Below are 17,752 nucleotides of genomic sequence, written 5' to 3'. Positions count from 1 at the left end.
TGCCAATTACGACAGCAGGAAGAGAAAGGATTCCATAGTGAATCACAAGAAGATTATCGCTGCAGCTGTTTCGGTTGCCGCGCTGGCCTCGCTCGCGGCATGCGGCGGAGTAAAAGATAGCGGTTCCGCATCGGGAAATGCGGATGTCATTACCGTCGGCACCACAGACAAGGTTACTAGCGTTGACCCTGCCGGCTCCTATGACAACGGTTCCTATGCCGTTCAAATCAATGTGTTCCCGTTCCTGTATGCGCAGGACTACAACACTTCTGAACTGTCTCCGGACATTGCTGCGGATGACGGTACTTGGAGTGACGACGGCACTGAGTTCACTGTTAAGATCAAGTCTGGCCTGAAGTTCGCCAATGGTCACGACCTGACTTCGTCTGATGTCAAGTTCTCCTTCGACCGTGTCAACACGATCAACGATGAGAATGGTCCGAGTTCGTTGCTGGCCAACATCGAATCCATCGATACGCCGGATGACACCACTGTGGTGTTCCATTCCAAAGTCAAGAACGATGTGACCCTCAAGCAGGTGCTTTCCAGCCCGGCCGGTCCGATTGTCGACGAAGAGGTCTTCTCCGCCGACAAGCTCACTGATGCTGACACCATCATCAAGAAGAAGGCTTTCGCCGGTCCTTACATTCTGACCTCCTACAAGGCCAATGAGGTCGCAGGCTACTCCAAGAACGACTCTTATCAGGGTCTGACCCCAGCCAAGAACAGCACTGTTCAGGTTAAGTACTTTGCCGATTCTTCCAACCTGAAGATGGCCGTGCAGCAGGGACAGGTCGACGTGGCCTACCGTTCTCTGACTCCGACCGACATCGATGATCTGTCTAAGGACTCCAAGGTCAAGGTCGTCAAGGGCCCGGGCGGTGAGGAACGCTTCTTGGTCTTCAACTTCAACATCCAGCCGTACGGCACCAAGTCCGACGAGCCGAATGCCGACAAGGCCAAGGCTGTGCGTCAGGCCGTCGCTAACCTCATCGACCGCGAGGAGTTGGCTACCAAGGTCTATAAGGACACGTACACCCCGATGTACTCCTACATTCCGGACGGTTTGGCTGGTCACGAAGACACCTTCAAGACCACGTATGGTGATGGCAGTGGCAAGCCGAGCGCCGACAAGGCCAAGAAGGTTCTTGAGGACGCAGGCGTTTCCACCCCGGTTGAGCTCAAGCTGCAGTACAATCCGGACCACTATGGATCCTCTTCCGCCGACGAGTATGCGGCTCTTAAGGCCCAGCTCGAGGAGGGTGGTCTGTTCAAGGTCGACCTGCAGTCCACCGAATGGACTCAGTACAGCAAAGACCGTGTTGTTACCGAGGATTCTGATGGATCCTACCCGGTCTACCAGCTCGGCTGGTTCCCGGATTACTCCGACCCGGATAACTATCTGTCTCCGTTCTTCCGTGACGGCAACTTCGTGAACAACGCTTACTCCAACTCCGAAATCAACAATTTGATTATGGAGCAGGCTGGTGAAACCGACGAAAGCGCCCGTGAGGATCTGCTCAAGAAGATTCAGACCCTTGAAACCGAAGACCTGTCCACCATCCCGCTGCTGCAGGGTGCGCAGGTTGCAGTTACCGGCGCCAACGTGAAGGGTGTTGTGCTCGACGCTTCTTTCCGTTTCCGTTTCGCATCTGTCACCAAGGCGTGATATGTGCGGACATGCGGCATAACCTGCCGTAGCCTGCATAGAAAACCACTGGGGATCCCCGGTCCATGGCCGGAGGTCCCCATTTCCCGAATTATCTGCCTGAAACGGCGCAGTGATTCGATATTGTTGTAATCAAAGCCGTACAGGCCCCTTATCAAGGAGCATCGCGTGTCAGACACAGCAGCTCCGGCCGTCTCTCAAGAGACGAAGCCGAAACAAGCCAAAAAGAATCATTTGTCAGGCGGATTTTTCCGTTTTGTCCTGACTCGATTCCTACTTATTATTCCAACCGTTTTCATTCTCGTCACCGTCGTGTTTTTTGTGATGCGAGCTACTGGTGATCCTATTTCTGCGGCATTGGGTGGTCGTCTTGCCCCTGACGAGTTGCAAAAACGTATTCATGCGGCCGGCTACGACCGTCCTCTTATTGTGCAATATATCGATTACCTTGGGGGGTTGCTCCATGGGGATCTCGGCACTACATTGACTGATAATCAGCCGGTTATCAGCATTCTTGTTCATTACGGATCAGCGACTTTCGAGTTGGCGCTCCTATCGCTCATTGTTGCTTTGATCGTAGGCATCGGCTTAGGTCGTGTAGCTGCGTGCAGACGCGATCACGCTGCCGATGCAGGCATTCGAACCTTTGCCATTCTGTGCTACGCCACCCCCGTGTTCTTCTTGGGATTGGTCCTCAAACTCATTTTCGCCATCTGGCTGAATGTGTTGCCGGCATCCGGTCGATGCTCGTTGTCTTCGGAAATGCAGTTCACCCGACTCGTCTCTCCGACCGGCTTCTACATTATCGATGCACTGCAGCTGGGTGATATGAGCGTGCTCGCCGACGTGTTGCGCCACGCCGTACTTCCTGCGCTGGCATTGGGATTGCTCACCGCAGGCGTGTTCATTCGTTTGGTGCGTACCAATGTGATTTCCACCTACAATTCCGGCTATGTCGAGGCTGCGCGTTCGCGTGGCGTCGCCGAAAAACGTCTGCTCAGCAAGCACGCATGGCGGCCGGCGCTTATTCCAATCATCACCGTTATGGGCATGCAGATCGCATTGATGCTCGCCGGCGCGGTGCTTACCGAAACCACCTTCGAATGGAAGGGACTCGGATTCATGTTGTCCCAATATCTGAAAGCGCGTGACTTCGTAGCTGTGCAGGGCATCGTGATTCTGATCGCCATCATCGTGGCCGTCGTCAACTTCATCGTTGACGTTATCGCCGCGTTGGTGGATCCGAGAGTGAGGTACTGACATGACTGCATCAGCAAATAACGTCACCGTCCCGGGTGACACTCGTCTGAACGATCTCAAAGTCAACAGGAAAGCTCCGTTCTGGGCCAAGATTCCGATTATCAAGGAGCTTCGCGTAGCGGTCGGCTGGCAGAAAGGCATGCTGATTACCGGCCTGTTACTCACTGCGTTCTTCCTGCTCGTGGCCTTGTTTGCGCCCGTAATTGCACCGTACGGCTATGCGCAGCTCAAAGATGCCAATGGAGTTTCATTCCCAGCCCAGGCAGCACCCTCATCCGAGCATATTTGGGGTACCACCGCAGGTGGTTATGATGTGTTCAGCCGTGTGATTTGGGGCTCTCGTACTGCGGTCATTGCGATTGTGATCGCTGTGCTGCTTTCTATTTTCGCGGGTGTATTGCTCGGTTTGGTTTCCGGATATTTCGGTGGTTGGGTGGATCGTGTGCTTGTTATGATCGCCGACGCCATCTACTCTTTCCCCTCGCTGCTGCTTGCGATTCTGATGGCCATTATGATTTCCGGCGGTCAGTCTGGTCTGTGGAGTGGCATTCTCGCTTCGGGTATCTCCATCACCGTGGTCTATATTCCGCAGTATTTCCGTACCATTCGATCCGAGGTCATTCGAATCAAGGAATCCGCTTACGTTGATTCCGCTCGCGTGGTGGGCGCGTCGACATGGCGCATCATGACCAAGCACCTTCTTAAGAACTCCACCAGAACGTTACCGGTTATTCTGACGTTGAACTCGTCCGAAGCGATTCTGACTCTTGCGGGATTGGGCTTCCTCGGATTCGGCATCGAACCTACCGCAGCCGCTGAATGGGGTTACGATCTGAATCGTTCCGTGTCGGACGTAACCGCAGGCATTTGGTGGACCGCAGTGTTCCCAGGTATCGCCATCGTATTGATTGTTCTGGGTATCACCTTGGTGGGCGAATCCCTCAATGACCTTGCCGACCCGCGTCTGCGTGCACGCAAATCCGCTGGTGAAGTGGTTGGATCCATCGAAGATACTTCGGTTGATCCCAGCCAGAAGCCGGGCGTTCGTAACGAGGTGATAGCCGAGCTCGCGGCCGCCAAGAATCCAATGGGAGCCAGCGATCAGCCAGTGACTGTTACGGATCGCGACCCGTCATTTACCGCCTCCGAATGGGGCTCCAAGGAAGAAGAGTGACGCAATGAGTGACGAACAAACCAATCTTGCGCAAGTCAAGGATCTGAGCGTTTCCTTCATGACCGACGCAGGATCCATCAAAGCCATCGACAAGATTAGCTTCACCATCCCACGCAAAACCGTGGTGGGTGTGGTCGGCGAATCAGGTTCCGGAAAATCCGTGACAGCACGTTCGATTATCAAGCTGTTGCCGGAGACAGCAACCACTTCCGGCGCGATTTATCTGTCGAACCGTGAAGGCAATGAGCAGCTTGACGTACTGTCCCTTTCCGGAGAAGATCTGCGCCGTATGCGCGGATCAGAAGCGGCCATGGTGTTCCAGGAACCTAATTCGGTACTTAATCCGGTGTACACCATTGGATGGCAAATCGAAGAGGGACTTCGCGCTCACGGCATGAAAGACAAGAAGGAGCTTCGTGCCAAGTCCGTGGATATCCTCAAAAAAGTAGGTATTCCTGATGCCGAAACTCGAATTGACTACTATCCGCATCAGTTCTCAGGCGGCCAAAAACAGCGTATCGTCATCGCCATGGCGTTGGTTCTCAATCCAGGTCTGATTCTGGCTGACGAACCGACTACTGCACTCGACGTGACTGTGCAGGCAGAAATTCTTGACTTGTTGCGTCTTGCCCGCGACGAATTCGGCGCTTCCGTGCTGATTATTACTCATAATATGGGTGTGATCGCCGATATCGCCGATGAAGTGGTGGTCATGTATCGAGGTCATGTGGTCGAGCAGGGAAGCGTCGAACAGATCTTCTACTCGCCGAAAGACGATTACACCAAGCGGTTGCTCGCAGCCGTGCCGCGTATCGGGCAGAAACTGGTCGTTCGTGATGAGCAGGGCAAGGTGATTGAACGCAGCAAGGATTGGCATGACCAACCCATTGCCGTCGAGGCCAGGGGGCTGACTATCACCTATCCTGGGCATTTGACGCAGCCTGATTTCAAGGCGGTCAATGGTATTGATTTCACTATTCACCGTTCCGAAGTGCTGGGATTGGTCGGCGAATCCGGTTCCGGCAAATCCACTACCGGTCGTGCCATCGCGGGTTTGCAGAAGGTGTCCGGCGGCTCCCTGAACGTGTTGGGTGTGGAAATGAACGGTGTCAAGGAACGTCAATTCAAACCCAAGCGTGCTGATATTGGCTTTGTGTTCCAAGATCCGGGTAGCTCATTCAACCCGCTGATGACCATCGCGGAGAATGTGGCAGAACCGCTGATCGTGCATAAAAAGTACTCGTCTGTGTCGGAAGCGAGCGACTATGTGGGAGATTTGCTCGAAATGGTGCAGTTGCCGCGTGCATATATGAACCGGTTCCCGCATGAACTTTCCGGCGGTCAGCGTCAGCGTGCCTCCTTGGCACGAGCGCTGGCGCTTAAGCCAAGCCTGCTTATCGCCGACGAACCGACTTCTGCATTGGATGTGTCGGTACAGGCGAAGGTGTTGGAGCTGTTCAAGAAACTGCAGGCGGAAATAGGTTTCGCATGCCTGTTCATCACCCATGATCTTGCCGTGGTCGATATGCTGGCCGATCGCATTATGGTGATGCATAAGGGTGAGATTGTGGAACATGGTGATGCCGATCAGGTTATGAATAACCCGCAGAATCCCTACACGCAGAAGTTGTTGGCATCGCTGCCGGTGCCTGATCCGCGTGAACAGCGAAAACATCGTGCCCAGCTGCACGAGTTGCTCTCCAAAGGAATTTGATGCCGGAGTGAGTTTCGTGGCTTCCTAGCATACACAAGAGCTGGTGTGACGGTTCATGATCGTCACACCAGCTCTTAGTTTATATATTCAATTGTGACTGTGTTCAGCGAATCGTACCGTTGAAGGAGAATTGCGCGTGTGCGTCGCCGTTCGCCTTGTTCTTGAGGTACTCATGCACGTAGCCCATGCGTTCCACTGTGGTGTCGGCCAGGGGTTGAGGCAGGTCATCAGGGGAGAACCAGCCCACGTTGAGGCTTTCCTCGTCACCTACGAACGGTTCGGCATTACCATTCGGATCGGGCTTGCACACGAACAGGTGATCCATATACATGGTGTTGTCGCCGTTCGCATACGTAAGCACCTTTCGGGAAGCCTTCACCGACACCAAATCGGTGACGATAACATCCACGCCAGTCTCTTCCTTGACCTCACGTGCCACCGTGTCGGCAGGTTCCTCGCCAGGCTCATTAATGCCATACACCATGGCCCACTCGCCGGTATCGGAACGCCTGCCAAGAAGCACACGACCTTGCTCGTCTTCAACATAGCCGGAGACGCCCATCAGCCACAGGAGATCGTGACCGACTTTCTTGCGTAACTCGAGAATGAATTCAGGCGTTGGCATATCAGGCCTTTACACCTTCGGCAGCCATGCTGGCCATCCACTCTTCGACCTCATCGATCTGCTTTGGAATGCCGGCGGAAAGCCATTCCGGACCATCCTCAGTCATCAGCACATCATCTTCAACGCGAATGCCGATGCCGCGATACTCCGGCGGAATCAGCAGATCATCCTCACGGAAATACAGACCCGGCTCAATCGTGAAAATCATGCCAGGACGAATCGCAGCACCCTGATACGACTCATAACGTGCCTGAGCGCAATCATGCACATCCAAACCAAGATGATGGGCCACACCACAGGCGAGCCAACGGCGATGCTGCTGTCCTTCCGGAGAAAGCGACTCTTCGACATCGACCGGAAGAATGCCCCAGTCGTGCAGGCGTTCAGCGATCACACGCATGCACGCATGATGAATGTCGGAATATGTGGCACCCGGCTTGGCGGCCTCAAAACCAGCCTGCTGGGAGTCCAAAACCGCCTGATACAGCTTCTTCTGGAAATCAGTGAACTTACCGTTGGTTGGGAACGTGCGCGTGATATCGGCCGTATACAAGCTATTGACTTCCACACCGGCATCAATCAGCAGCAGATCGCCGGACTCCACGGTACCGGTGTTACGCATCCAATGCAGAATCGGCGCATGAGCGCCGGAAGCAATGATCGTATCGTAGCCGACCTCATTGCCTTCCTCACGGGAAATTGCATTGAACGCGCCTTCCAACATACGTTCCGAACGAGGCTTGTCGAGCGACGACGGCAGCTTGCGCAGAATATTGTCGAAACCATGCTTGGTTGCGGCAACGGCCTTGCGCATCTCACGAATCTCATATTCGTCCTTGCACATGCGAGCCTCGGCGGCAAACTCATGAAGCTTGTCATCGGCATCGGTATTGCCATTCGGATCGGCGAAACCGTTCGCTTCGCGAATATTCTCCACCATTTCGGTGATCTGCGGATCAGCCTCGCGAATCACACGCACACGCACGGCACCGGCTTCAGAACCGACATCCTTGCTCAATGCATCAGACAGCTGTGCAATGTCATTGGTCTCAATACCGGTCATTGCAGTCATCTCCTGCAATCCGGCACGAGGTCCAACCCAATATTCTCCATAATGGGCATTCATGAAAAAGTCCTGCGTGTAATGGTTCGCACGCGGAGCCACAAACAATTCCGGCACATGCGTCTTGCCGGCCGCGGCCTCCGGAGAATCAGGATCAACCGGATTCAACACCAGCACGGCACCGGCCTCGTAGTCTTCACCCAAACCGGTGTAATACGAAAACGTCGTATCCGGACGGAACGCATAATCGCAGTCATTGTTGCGCACCTTCGGCTGACCGGCCGGAATCACAATACGCTCTCCGGGAAAAGCCTTACCCAGCGTGTCAAGACGAGCCTGAATGTAATGGGAAGACTCCAACGGTTCAATAGCCGGCTCATTATCATCCCAACCGGTGGTCATGAACTCCTTGAACGCCTCGGAACGCGGGCGCAGCGAACGATTGTTCACACGGTCGCTCATCGCCTGATCAGGGCCGGGGGCGCTGGACTGCTCCATGGCTTCATACTCCTTGTCTTTATCGGTAATGACTTCGTTCATCACATCTCCTGAATATGGTTATCCATGCTTACGCAATTACCGCAAACCATCCTATAACTTTTTGCGTCGCGCAACGTTCATGCAAGCACATAGAATAGGGGAGATTGAGTGAGCAATCCCAAGGTAGGGGAGGAATCCGAAAGAATATGTCATTCGAACATCCGAATCGCAACAATGAAAGCATGATCGACGTCGAACGCGACATCATGAGCCGCCCATCAGAGCGCAATACCACCAATCTTGACCTGCAACGCATGAAGATGATCCTCGACATCATGGGACATCCCGAGCAGTCGTTCCGTGTGATTCACATCACTGGAACCAACGGCAAAGGGTCTACCGCGCGCATGGCCGAGGCGATCTGCCGTGCGTATGGCATGCGAACCGGTTTGTACACGTCACCGCATCTTGAACATGTCAACGAGCGCATCGCCATCGATGGACAGCAGCTTTCCGATGACGATTTCGTTGATGCCTGGGATCAGATCAAAGACCTTGTAGCCATGGTCGACATGAAGATGGAAGAACTCGACAAGCCCAAAATGAGCTTCTTCGAAGTGCTCACCGCCATGGCCATTTGGAAGTTCGCCGACACTCCGGTCGATGTAGCCATCGTCGAGGTTGGCATGGGCGGCCGCTGGGACGCCACCAACGTGCTCGATGCCGATGCGGCCGTTATCGGACCGGTCGACATGGACCATATGGCATGGCTTGGCAATACCGTGGAACAGATCGCATCCGAAAAAGTCGGCATTATCAAGCCGGGCTGCACCGCGGTCATCGGGCGTCAACCGCATGAAGAGGCCGTCATGCCGATTATCGAGGAAGCGTCGAAGCAGAACCATGCCAATCTGGTGAGGGATGGCATCGAAGCGGAAGTTGTGACCCGCATTCCGGCAGTTGGCGGTCAGGTTGTGACCCTGCGTACGCCGAATGGCACGTACGCGGAAGTGCCGGTCGCCAAATTCGGCGAGCATCAGGCTCATAATGCGCTCGCGGCCCTGTGTGCGGCGGAAGTGGTGATTCCCGTCAACGGTGCGCTTGACGGTGATCTTGTGGCTGAGGCTTTGAGCACGGTGAGGATTCCAGGCCGAATCGAGCAGATTCGTACATCGCCAACGATCATTCTGGATGGAGGGCATAATGTGAATGCGGCGGAATCGTTGCGTGCCGCGATTGAGGAAAATTACGATTTCCAGCAGCTCGTCGGCGTGATCGCCATGATGGGAGACAAGCAGGTCGAAGAGTATTTGGGCGTGCTTGAACCGCTGTTGAGCCATGTGATCGTTACAGAGAATTCGTGGCGTGATCGTGTGATGCCCGCGGAAGACCTGAAAACGGTTGCTGAACGCGTGTTCGGTACGGAAAGGGTTACGTGTGTTCCTGAACTGCCGGACGCCATTCAGGAGGCCGTTAATATGGTTGACGCCGATGATGAGCTTGGTGTTGGCTATGGTCACGGTGTGCTGATCTGCGGTAGCTTCACCACGGCTGGCGATGCGCGTCTCATGTTGGAAGAGAAAGTCAATCCCGATTTGAAGAAGCCGAAGTCGGAACGTGTCTTCCAAGAGGCTGTTGAGCCGGAACCGCGTAAGGATCAGGACGAGGCGGATCTCGATTTCGAATCCGACGCCAACCCTGATTTCGATATCAACGATTTCGGCAGTGTCGGTCCCGAACTTCCCGATGATGAAGATACTGATGGTTCCGAAGTCGAGCATGCAGATGATGCGTCTTCTGAAGATGTGCAGTAATCGCATATATGCATGGCGATGATGGATCGTCGGTTGTTGTCAATGATCCATCGATACAACAATCTGTGATGCAATGCAAAGGAGGATGCAGCGAATCGATTCGCCGCATCCTCCTTTGCATGATATTTTACACTATCCGTCGTGAGGCATGATTATTGCTTGCGCAGTTTGCGACGCAGCGACTGCAGCAGCGTGAGCGAACGGTAGAACGTCTTCTTGACCGGAATATCACGACCTGCCGAAACCTGTACGACATTCTCGGAGAATTTCGTCTTGAATCCGTTCAAACTCTTCAATGAAGGCGCGAAATCGTTGCCGATGCCCATCAAATCGAGAACAGTGCAGCCCCGCTCTCCAAGTGCGCAACATACAACGTAAATCAGTTTGTCGGGAACATGCTGGCGCATGATTTCCGTACGCATGCACGCATAGTAATAGACAGCGTGATCGCCATTGATGGTGATGATGGACCATGCCACAACCTTGCCGTCGATACGTGCCGCGAACACGCGCGCATGATCAGGGCCAAGATTGCTGATCATATCGACATAGTCGCTCATCGGAGCGGGGGAGAAGCCATCACGGTGGGCGGTATCAACCATGACCTCGTAGTATTCGGAAAAATCAGCCATCGCCTGCGCGGTCTCATCGGCGCAAGCGGCGGGGCTCTCCCTCAACGCCTTACGCACGTCGCGGCGGCCACGCTTCTTCATGCGGGTAAGAACCGCCTCATCGCCACCGGTGATGTCCATGTGCACGGTCTCGTTGTAAGGAACGGTGGAAAGCACCGGGAACGAGCCTTCGAAATCCCACAAGTCGATACGCAGGAACACAACGTTTTTATCGCGCTTGCGTACATCCTCGACAAGCAGGTCACGAACCTGCGCTTCCAGCTGTGCGGAAGGCCTGTCAAGCCAAGCCGGACCATGAACGGACCTCAAATAGTGGTATCCATGGGTTTCGTAATCGATGAGCGCGATGAATGCGATTGGAGCGCCGTCCTGTTTCACCACATACGCACCCCACGGCGTACGTCCGTTAATGGTGTTCTGATATTTGGCCCATACCGCGGTCTGTTCGATGGGCAGGGTAAGCCCCGCCTGCACAGCCTGCTGTTCCATGGTGGCTGCGTCGGTGAATTCAAGAGTGATCATGATTGTTGGATTATTCCTTATGGTTGGTGATTACTCGATGATGGTTGGCTGTTGCCGCAGGTCAGGCAAGTCCAAAAATACGCTCCACAATGTGGTCGTCGCCTTCGAAGGGAACATGCTTGCCGTGGTCTTTGAACCAGCGCTCGTTGCCTTTGCCTATGATGAGGATGATATGGAGGCGGTTGGGATTCTTGCGGTCGATTGCTACGGTCGATTCCACTGCTTCCGTACGGTCGAGAATGATCCTCGCATCCAGATCAGGATTGGTGACACTGTCGAGCATGTCTTGGCAGACGTGTTCCACAGGCTCGTCATCCGTGTCTTCGAAGGTGAGAATCAGATGGTCGACGCGATTCTGAGCGGCCCTGACGATTTCCGATCTGCGATCATACGCTTTATTGCCTGTTGATCCAGTGACCAGCGTGACTTCAGGATCGTCCTTGCCGTAGCGTTGGTCGACATAGTCGAGCAACGCCGTTACGGAAGCATAATTGTGCGCATAATCGACGATGGCGATGGTGTTCGACTTCGTATCGTGGAAATGCTCCATACGACCGGCGATACGTACCGGTTCCATATTGCGCAGCGCTTCCTTCGCGGTGGTTTCGTGGAAATCGAATCCAACGGCATGCGCAATGGCAATGGCTGCGGCGGCGTTCGCATAATTGAAGTCGCCATCCAATTGCAGACTGAGCGAGCCGATCTGTTCACCTTCCACCGCAATGGCGAAACGGCTATGGTCTATAAGTTCCGGCCATGCGGTCACATCCGCGGCCGATGCTTCGCCAAGAGCGAACGTGGTGACGGGAATATCAGCGATTGCAGCATCCTGACGAATAAGATCGGCGTGTGCGCATGCCGTGCCGAGAACCAAGAAACGGCAATTCTTTACGATCTGACGTTTGCAGTGGAAGTAATCCTCGAATGTCGGATGCTCGATGGGGCTGATATGGTCCGGGCTGATATTGAGGAATGCGGCGACGTCGAAAGTAATTCCGAAAACGCGATCGACTTTGTACGCCTGCGACGAAACCTCCATAACCAGGTACTCCATGCCGTTATCAACGGCTTCGCTCATCATACGGAACGCATCCATGGACTCCGGGGTGGTCAAATCGGACTCGACATAGGTATGTCCGTCAATGCAGTTATCCACGGAAGAGAACAAAGCGCATTTGCCGCCGGAGCAGCCGTTGAGCATAGCTTGAGTGAGATAGGCGGTAGTGGTTTTTCCCTTGGTTCCAGTAATGCCGATGACTTTCAGTTGGTTCTGCGGGTACCCATAAAATGCCGCAGACAGCAGACTCATGGCTTTGCGCGCGTCGTTCACAATAAGTCCAGGGGCCGTCGTTGTTGCGGAGAAGTCGTTTTCCGCAACGTATGCGGCAAGACCACGATCATCGATGCCATTGAGATATTCCGCTTTGAAACGGCCTTTGCAGCACAGGAGTGTGCCAGATACGACCTGCCTGGTGTCGTAGGTGATTGAACCGAACGGCTTGTCGAATCCGTTGATGGTCTGCACGTCAAGCGTCCAGGCGTCTCCTTGGATGATTTCGCGCAGCAATCCGTACTCGCTGAGCAGACGCGCTGCAGATGCCAGAGTCAAAGCCATGTTTCGTGTTCTCCCTGTTCTTCGGATACCGAACAGCCATTCTACCGTCAGCTATGTGCATGGCATGTGGAAGTCGATGTGATTACAATGAAGCTGTGACTGAAGTACGAACGGAAACCATGGCAAGCAAAAGGGCGCGTTTTGAAAAACTTGCCATGCCTGTGGTTGATGCGTTGTACCGGCAGGCGATGAAGCTGACCAACGATCCCGATGACGCCCAAGATTTGGTGCAGGATACTTTCGAACGAGGATTCAAGGCATTCGACTCCTTCCAAGAGGGAACGAATTTCGCCGCATGGATGACGACCATTGAGCGCAACGCCTACTTCAATCAATACGCCAAAGCCAAGCGCAGACCGCAGCGGGCCAACGATTCCACCGGCGAATACGACGATTGGGACATCTATTCGGCTTCTGGGCATTCACCGGAAGAGCTTAAATCAGCGGAACAGGAATATTTGGACGCTTACGCGCCTGAAGAAATCATGGCGGCGCTCGCCAAGCTTTCGCCGGAACGCCGTCAGGTGTTCATCGACGCTGCGATCGACGGCAAGTCATACCAGCAGGTAGCTGACGAGCAGGGTGTGAAAATCGGTACGGTGATGAGCCGTCTCAATCGCGCGCGCACGCAGTTGAAACGAGAACTTGCCAACTATGCGAAGGAACGTGGCTATGCCACGGCGGGGAAGGGCAGAGCATGAGTGAATCGATCGAACGGCATATCACCACTGTCACCACCAGCGAGGACGGCACTGTTGTGACCCGGGTTACGCATACCAGCGTGCGCGTTAGCGCCTCCGGTGATTGTTTCGACCCCGAACGTTGCTGCGACGAGCATGAAAGGGCATTGATCGCGGCCATGCGCGCGTATCTGCGTCCGCAGCATGCCCCGCAGAGTCTGATTGACCGTCTTGAAGCCACACTCGACCATTGCTGTGGCGAGTGAGCTTGTGCATGCCGTTTGACAGTGGCATTGGTATCGGCAGTGGCAGTTGGCACGACGGACTTGTGACAGACTGAAAGGAGATATGAGAAAACCCCGCGAATCAATGGTGATTCGGCGGGGTTTTCAATGTTCTGTAGCGTTATTCACGCTGGCAGGGATCAGGCGTTTGGACGCTTGCCGTGATTGGCGGCCTTCTTACGACGATCCTTGCGCTTACGTCCGCGCATGCCCATGATGGACTCCTTTACTTACGATTAACAAGCCTTCGGGATTATCGCACACAAGCAAGACGTTTGACAAATCCTGTGTTCGATACATGACCATTTCGGCTTATCCGTGGACCTTGATGTGAACGAAGTCGGTTGATTCAGACGATCAGATCACTCGGCCATACCGAGGAACAGCGACGTGCTGGTGGTTTCGCCCGGCTTGATCACAATCAGGTCGTTACCCGTGTTGAACGCGTTGGCATAAGCGGTCTGCGGTTCCACTGCAACGCCGGCGGGATGCTGGGATGCGGGGAACTTCGTGCCTGTGCACACCTGGAACGAAGTAATGGTTTCATCGCCGCCAACACGGACCTTCTTGCCGTCGGCACGGGTGAACACTGCCGTGACGGAACCGTCTTCGGCATGCTCCAGATCGGTCCATGCATCGTCGAACGGCTGCTCGGTAAGCAGAGTGTCTTCGCGCAGATCGTATTTGGTACCGTCAACCGGCTCGGTGCCGGTCGGAATGAGGTTCTCGTCTACGGTGACGTGTGTGCGAGCCGGCAGCGTGAGGCTGCATTTGGCGTTGTGCTCGTCGATCTCGTCTCCATAGCCGTTAAGGCTGTTGGCGAGCCACGGGTGAATGGCCAAAGCCCACGGCGCGTTTGCGTTGCCATTGTTGTAGGCGCTGACGGTCAAGTGCATGCCGTCATCGGCGAGGCTGTAGGTGGCGGTGACATACAGGTCAAACGGGTAACCGACCATGTTGGGGGAGCGCCAGGCGAGGGTGACTGCGTCTTCGGCAAGCGAGATCAGCTTCCAGAACGAGCGGTAGCCGTAGCCGTGGATGGCGGTGTTGCGGTCATGCTCGTCGATTGGCAGCGAATAGGTTTTACCTTCGAACGTGTACTCGCCGCCCTTGATACGGTTCGGGAACGGAATGAGAATCTGGCCGTGGCAGCAGGTTACCAGATCATCAGGGCCAAGGGCGACGGTCAGATCCTCGCCCTTATAGGTCAGTTTGCGCATAGTTGCGCCAAGTTCGGTGATGACGGCTTCATAGTCGCCATGGGAGATGGAGAATTGCTGTCCGGTGCGGGCAGGCAGGTTGATGCAGGTCATAGTCACTCCATAGTGCTGTTGGATAGGTTCCGGTAACGGTATTGTTACCACCAACACCACAGTCTACCTGTTTTACGTCGTATGGCGATGCAGCTTCTTCGGCGTGCCGTCCATGTCTTAGTATTGATGAGGTTTTCACGAAGTGACGAAAGGCGGCCATCATGACCAAACGCATCGTACTGGCGGATCCCCGTGGCTTTTGTGCGGGCGTAGACAGGGCGATTCTGACTGTGCAGACGATTCTCAAGGCTGCCAATCCATCTCGGAATGACGATCTGCCTCCAGTGTATGTGCGTCGTCAGATTGTGCACAATAAGCATGTTGTCGAAGAACTGTCGGCTCAGGGTGCAGTATTCGTGCAGGAATTGGCTGAGATTCCCGATTCCGCGGCTGCCGCAGGAATTCCGATTGTCTTCTCTGCGCACGGCGTGTCTCCTGCAGTGAAGGCTGAGGCCGCGGCTCGAGGCATGCATGTTGTTGACGCCACATGCCCCTTGGTGAGCAAGGTGCATCGTGAGGTGTTGCGTTTCGTCAAAGAAGGCTACGAAATCATCTACATCGGGCATAAGGGTCATGATGAGGCCGTTGGCGTGGTCGGCGAATCTCCGGAACATGTGCATCTGATTGAGCATGAGTCGGATGTCGATTCGCTGGATTTTTCTTCGGATACGAAGTTGGTGCTGCTTTCGCAGACCACGCTGAGCGTGGATGAGACGGCAGGTACTATCGCCGCGTTGAAGGAGCGTTTCCCATGGCTTGAGATGCCTCCGAATTCCGATATCTGCTATGCCACGTCGAATCGTCAGACCTCGGTCAAACTCGTTGCCGAGCAGTCGGATTGCGTGGTGATCGTCGGTTCGGCGAATTCGTCGAACTCCGTGCGCTTGATGGAGGTCGCGCAGGAGGGGTTGAACACGCGTTTTGGCGGTGTACTTGATGGTGCTTGCGGAAAGGCCCACCGTGTGGACGATGCGTCCGAGCTTGATCCCGCATGGTTCGAGGGTGTTGAATCCGTGGGAATCTCGTCGGGCGCATCCGTACCTGACGAATTGGTGTCAGGTGTTATCGAATCGCTGCGAAGCCAAGGTTTCACCGATGTGACCACCATTGAAACCATCAAGGAAAACATGCATTTCGTGCTTCCCAGTGAACTTCGTAAGAAACCGGTCAGCTGATTGGACTTTGCGAGCGTCGAGTACTTTACCGAGCGCCGATAGGCGCGGCTACGCCGTCAAGCACTTTGAGCAGATCGTTGGGATTGATGCCGATCGAAAAGCCGCGTTTGCCTCCCGACAGCAGTATCTCGCTATATTGCAAAGCACTTTCGTCGAGTACGGTTTTGTGATGTGTGCGTTGGCCGAGCGGTGAGATGCCTCCAACTACATACCCGGATTCGCGCATGGCGACCTTTGGATCGGCCATGGAGGCTTTTTTGGCTCCGACCGCTGCGGCCAGCGCCTTCAGATCCATGTGTCCGCTTACAGGAACCACGCCTACCACGCGTTCGGAGCCGGTGTCGGCCATAAGCGTTTTGAATACCTGATGCTCGTCAAAGCCCAGTTTGGTGGCGGCCTCGACCCCATAGCCGTCATCCATATGGTCATTTGAATGTGCGTATTCGTAAGTCTTGAATGGGATTCCGGCTTGTTCCAGTTGCACGGTTGCCGGTGTTGAACCGGCTCCCTTCTCATGCTTTTTCTTGCCCATGTTGCTCTACTCTAAAACGTATTTGTATCGGTACGTATTTGCGTCGGTTAACAAAAGGGCTTCCGCCGTGAAGCGAAAGCCCTTGCACTAAGTTCTACTTAGAATCGTGCGGATTGTTCCGCTATTGATTCACTCGGAGATCTCAGCGAAGTACAGCAGGGTGCGCACCATGTTGCAGGTGAAGCCGTACTCGTTGTCGTACCAAGAAACGGTACGAGCCATGGTCACGCCGTCAACGGTGTTGACGTCGGTCTGGGTCGGATCGAACACGCCACCGTGGGTGTCGCCGATGATGTCGGAAGACACGATGCCATCCTCGTTGTAGCCGTAGAATTCGGTGGAGGAGAAGGCGGCCTTGAATGCGGCGTTGATCTCGTCAGCGGTGACTTCCTTGTTCAGAACGGTGGTCAGCTCGGTGACGGAGCCATCCGGAACCTGGATACGCTGGGCGTGGCCCTGCAGCTTGCCGTTCACAGACGGAACGACCTTGCCGATGGCCTTGGCAGCGCCGGTGGAGTGAGGAATGGTGTTGATCGCGGCGGCGCGGTTGTTGCGAGCCTTCGGGAAGCGCGGGCCGTCGAGGATCATCTGGGTGCCGGTGTAGGCGTGGATGGTGGTCATGAAGCCAGCCTTGATGCCCCAGTTCTCGTCCAACAGCTTGACCATAGCGGCCATGGAGTTGGTGGTGCAGGAGCCGGCGGACACGATCACGTCGGAAGCCTTCAGGATGTTGTGGTTCACACCGAAGACGACGGTCGGGGTGGTCTCGTCCTTGGCCGGAGCGGAGATCAGGACCTTCTTGGCGCCAGCGTTGATGTGAGCCTGGGACTTCTCAGCGGAGGTGTAGAAGCCGGTGCACTCGAGCACGAACTCAACGCCATCGTTCTTGACCCACGGGATGTTGTTGGCATCCTTCTCGGCGTAAACCTTGTATTCCTTGCCATCGACCACGATGGAATCTTCGGTGGAGGTGACCTCAACCGGGGTGCCATCGTCATGACGGAAGGTGCCGTGGGTGCTGTCGTACTTCAGCAGGTAGGCCAGCATGGACGGGGTGGTCAGATCGTTGATTGCAGCGACCTCAATGTCACCGGCCTGGCCGCCACGAGCCTGCAGCTCGAAGATGCGGCGGAAAGCCAGACGACCGATACGACCAAAGCCGTTGATACCAATCTTAACTGTCATGTAATTCTCCCTTTA

At 54.8% G+C, this 17,752-nt stretch carries 16 protein-coding genes; 8 read left to right on the top strand and 8 right to left on the bottom strand.

The features are described 5' to 3' along the window. Window positions 1–37: 37 nt before the first annotated feature. The 4 genes from AH68_RS07130 to AH68_RS07115 all read left to right on the top strand — a co-directional run bounded on the left by AH68_RS07130 (window position 38) and on the right by AH68_RS07115 (window position 5,817). Entirely contained in the window at window positions 38–1,669 is a 1,632-nt protein-coding gene (locus AH68_RS07130) for an ABC transporter substrate-binding protein (RefSeq protein ID WP_039198920.1), read from the top strand. A gap of 168 nt (window positions 1,670–1,837) precedes the next feature. Next, window positions 1,838–2,929 carry an ABC transporter permease gene (locus tag AH68_RS07125; protein WP_039198918.1) on the top strand — a complete coding sequence of 364 codons (1,092 nt, stop codon included), beginning with the start codon at window positions 1,838–1,840 and terminating at the stop codon, window positions 2,927–2,929. Window position 2,930: 1 nt separating this feature from the next. Then, window positions 2,931–4,103, top strand: a complete 1,173-nt coding sequence (locus AH68_RS07120) for an ABC transporter permease (protein ID WP_004220602.1) — start codon at window positions 2,931–2,933, stop codon at window positions 4,101–4,103. A gap of 4 nt (window positions 4,104–4,107) precedes the next feature. Beyond that, complete coding sequence (locus AH68_RS07115) at window positions 4,108–5,817, top strand: dipeptide ABC transporter ATP-binding protein (protein ID WP_039198916.1); 1,710 nt, start codon at window positions 4,108–4,110, stop codon at window positions 5,815–5,817. 103 nt (window positions 5,818–5,920) lie between these two features. On the opposite strand, the gene AH68_RS07110 is transcribed toward AH68_RS07115, so the two are convergent. Together AH68_RS07110 and AH68_RS07105 are read right to left on the bottom strand one after the other, a co-directional pair. Next, a complete protein-coding gene (locus tag AH68_RS07110) occupies window positions 5,921–6,442 on the bottom strand; it encodes an NUDIX hydrolase (RefSeq protein WP_039198913.1) in 522 nt (173 codons plus the stop codon). 1 nt (window position 6,443) lies between these two features. Continuing rightward, a complete protein-coding gene (locus AH68_RS07105; RefSeq protein ID WP_039198911.1) occupies window positions 6,444–8,045 on the bottom strand; it encodes an aminopeptidase P family protein in 1,602 nt (533 codons plus the stop codon). Window positions 8,046–8,227: 182 nt separating this feature from the next. On the opposite strand from AH68_RS07105, the gene AH68_RS07100 reads away from it, so the two are divergent. After that, the gene (locus tag AH68_RS07100; protein ID WP_039199954.1) at window positions 8,228–9,799 is read left to right on the top strand and encodes a bifunctional folylpolyglutamate synthase/dihydrofolate synthase; all 1,572 of its coding nucleotides are present in this window, start codon (window positions 8,228–8,230) and stop codon (window positions 9,797–9,799) included. A 152-nt stretch (window positions 9,800–9,951) separates the two neighbouring features. Here AH68_RS07100 and AH68_RS07095 read toward each other — a convergent pair whose 3' ends face one another. After that, window positions 9,952–10,953: a lipid II:glycine glycyltransferase FemX gene (locus AH68_RS07095; protein ID WP_039198909.1), complete on the bottom strand. Its 1,002-nt coding sequence runs from the start codon at window positions 10,951–10,953 to the stop codon at window positions 9,952–9,954. 61 nt (window positions 10,954–11,014) lie between these two features. Beyond that, the gene (locus tag AH68_RS07090; RefSeq protein ID WP_039198908.1) at window positions 11,015–12,568 is read right to left on the bottom strand and encodes a UDP-N-acetylmuramoyl-L-alanyl-D-glutamate--2,6-diaminopimelate ligase; all 1,554 of its coding nucleotides are present in this window, start codon (window positions 12,566–12,568) and stop codon (window positions 11,015–11,017) included. A gap of 59 nt (window positions 12,569–12,627) precedes the next feature. Between AH68_RS07090 and AH68_RS07085 the strand changes: the two genes are divergently transcribed. After that, window positions 12,628–13,269: a sigma-70 family RNA polymerase sigma factor gene (locus AH68_RS07085; protein WP_081995949.1), complete on the top strand. Its 642-nt coding sequence runs from the start codon at window positions 12,628–12,630 to the stop codon at window positions 13,267–13,269. Then, window positions 13,266–13,514, top strand: coding sequence for a hypothetical protein (locus AH68_RS07080; RefSeq protein ID WP_039198904.1), 249 nt, complete (start codon window positions 13,266–13,268; stop codon window positions 13,512–13,514). The genes AH68_RS07085 and AH68_RS07080 overlap by 4 nt, the downstream gene beginning before the upstream one ends. 158 nt (window positions 13,515–13,672) lie before the next feature. Here the strand turns inward: AH68_RS07080 and AH68_RS11290 are convergent, their stop codons facing one another. Both AH68_RS11290 and AH68_RS07075 read right to left on the bottom strand, forming a co-directional pair. Continuing rightward, window positions 13,673–13,747 (bottom strand): 50S ribosomal protein bL37, encoded by a 75-nt coding sequence (locus AH68_RS11290; RefSeq protein WP_003817083.1) that lies wholly within the window; start codon window positions 13,745–13,747, stop codon window positions 13,673–13,675. A 147-nt stretch (window positions 13,748–13,894) separates the two neighbouring features. Continuing rightward, window positions 13,895–14,845: an aldose 1-epimerase family protein gene (locus AH68_RS07075; RefSeq protein ID WP_039198902.1), complete on the bottom strand. Its 951-nt coding sequence runs from the start codon at window positions 14,843–14,845 to the stop codon at window positions 13,895–13,897. Window positions 14,846–15,006: 161 nt separating this feature from the next. On the opposite strand from AH68_RS07075, the gene AH68_RS07070 reads away from it, so the two are divergent. Further along, complete coding sequence (locus AH68_RS07070) at window positions 15,007–16,020, top strand: 4-hydroxy-3-methylbut-2-enyl diphosphate reductase (protein ID WP_039198900.1); 1,014 nt, start codon at window positions 15,007–15,009, stop codon at window positions 16,018–16,020. A 25-nt stretch (window positions 16,021–16,045) separates the two neighbouring features. On the opposite strand, the gene ybaK is transcribed toward AH68_RS07070, so the two are convergent. Then, complete coding sequence (gene ybaK / locus AH68_RS07065) at window positions 16,046–16,552, bottom strand: Cys-tRNA(Pro) deacylase (protein WP_039198899.1); 507 nt, start codon at window positions 16,550–16,552, stop codon at window positions 16,046–16,048. 129 nt (window positions 16,553–16,681) lie between these two features. Continuing rightward, window positions 16,682–17,737 carry a type I glyceraldehyde-3-phosphate dehydrogenase gene (gene gap / locus AH68_RS07060; protein WP_003834362.1) on the bottom strand — a complete coding sequence of 352 codons (1,056 nt, stop codon included), beginning with the start codon at window positions 17,735–17,737 and terminating at the stop codon, window positions 16,682–16,684. Window positions 17,738–17,752 lie beyond the last annotated feature (15 nt).

The sequence above is a fragment of the Bifidobacterium catenulatum PV20-2 genome, assembly GCF_000800455.1.
Classification (GTDB): Bacteria; Actinomycetota; Actinomycetes; order Actinomycetales; family Bifidobacteriaceae; genus Bifidobacterium; species Bifidobacterium kashiwanohense_A.
This window is presented reverse-complemented; position numbering and strand designations above follow the sequence as displayed.

Coding starts and splice junctions, on each gene's coding strand:
- AH68_RS07070 (WP_039198900.1), top strand. CDS start 15,007: ATGACCAAACGCATCGTACTGGCGGATCCCCGTGGCTTTTGTGCGGGC.
- AH68_RS07075 (WP_039198902.1), bottom strand. CDS start 14,845: ATGACCTGCATCAACCTGCCTGCCCGCACCGGACAGCAATTCTCCATC.
- AH68_RS07100 (WP_039199954.1), top strand. CDS start 8,228: ATGATCGACGTCGAACGCGACATCATGAGCCGCCCATCAGAGCGCAAT.
- AH68_RS07115 (WP_039198916.1), top strand. CDS start 4,108: ATGAGTGACGAACAAACCAATCTTGCGCAAGTCAAGGATCTGAGCGTT.
- AH68_RS07120 (WP_004220602.1), top strand. CDS start 2,931: ATGACTGCATCAGCAAATAACGTCACCGTCCCGGGTGACACTCGTCTG.
- ybaK (WP_039198899.1), bottom strand. CDS start 16,552: ATGGGCAAGAAAAAGCATGAGAAGGGAGCCGGTTCAACACCGGCAACC.
- AH68_RS07090 (WP_039198908.1), bottom strand. CDS start 12,568: ATGGCTTTGACTCTGGCATCTGCAGCGCGTCTGCTCAGCGAGTACGGA.
- AH68_RS07095 (WP_039198909.1), bottom strand. CDS start 10,953: ATGATCACTCTTGAATTCACCGACGCAGCCACCATGGAACAGCAGGCT.
- AH68_RS07105 (WP_039198911.1), bottom strand. CDS start 8,045: ATGAACGAAGTCATTACCGATAAAGACAAGGAGTATGAAGCCATGGAG.
- AH68_RS07085 (WP_081995949.1), top strand. CDS start 12,628: ATGGCATGTGGAAGTCGATGTGATTACAATGAAGCTGTGACTGAAGTA.
- gap (WP_003834362.1), bottom strand. CDS start 17,737: ATGACAGTTAAGATTGGTATCAACGGCTTTGGTCGTATCGGTCGTCTG.
- AH68_RS07080 (WP_039198904.1), top strand. CDS start 13,266: ATGAGTGAATCGATCGAACGGCATATCACCACTGTCACCACCAGCGAG.
- AH68_RS07110 (WP_039198913.1), bottom strand. CDS start 6,442: ATGCCAACGCCTGAATTCATTCTCGAGTTACGCAAGAAAGTCGGTCAC.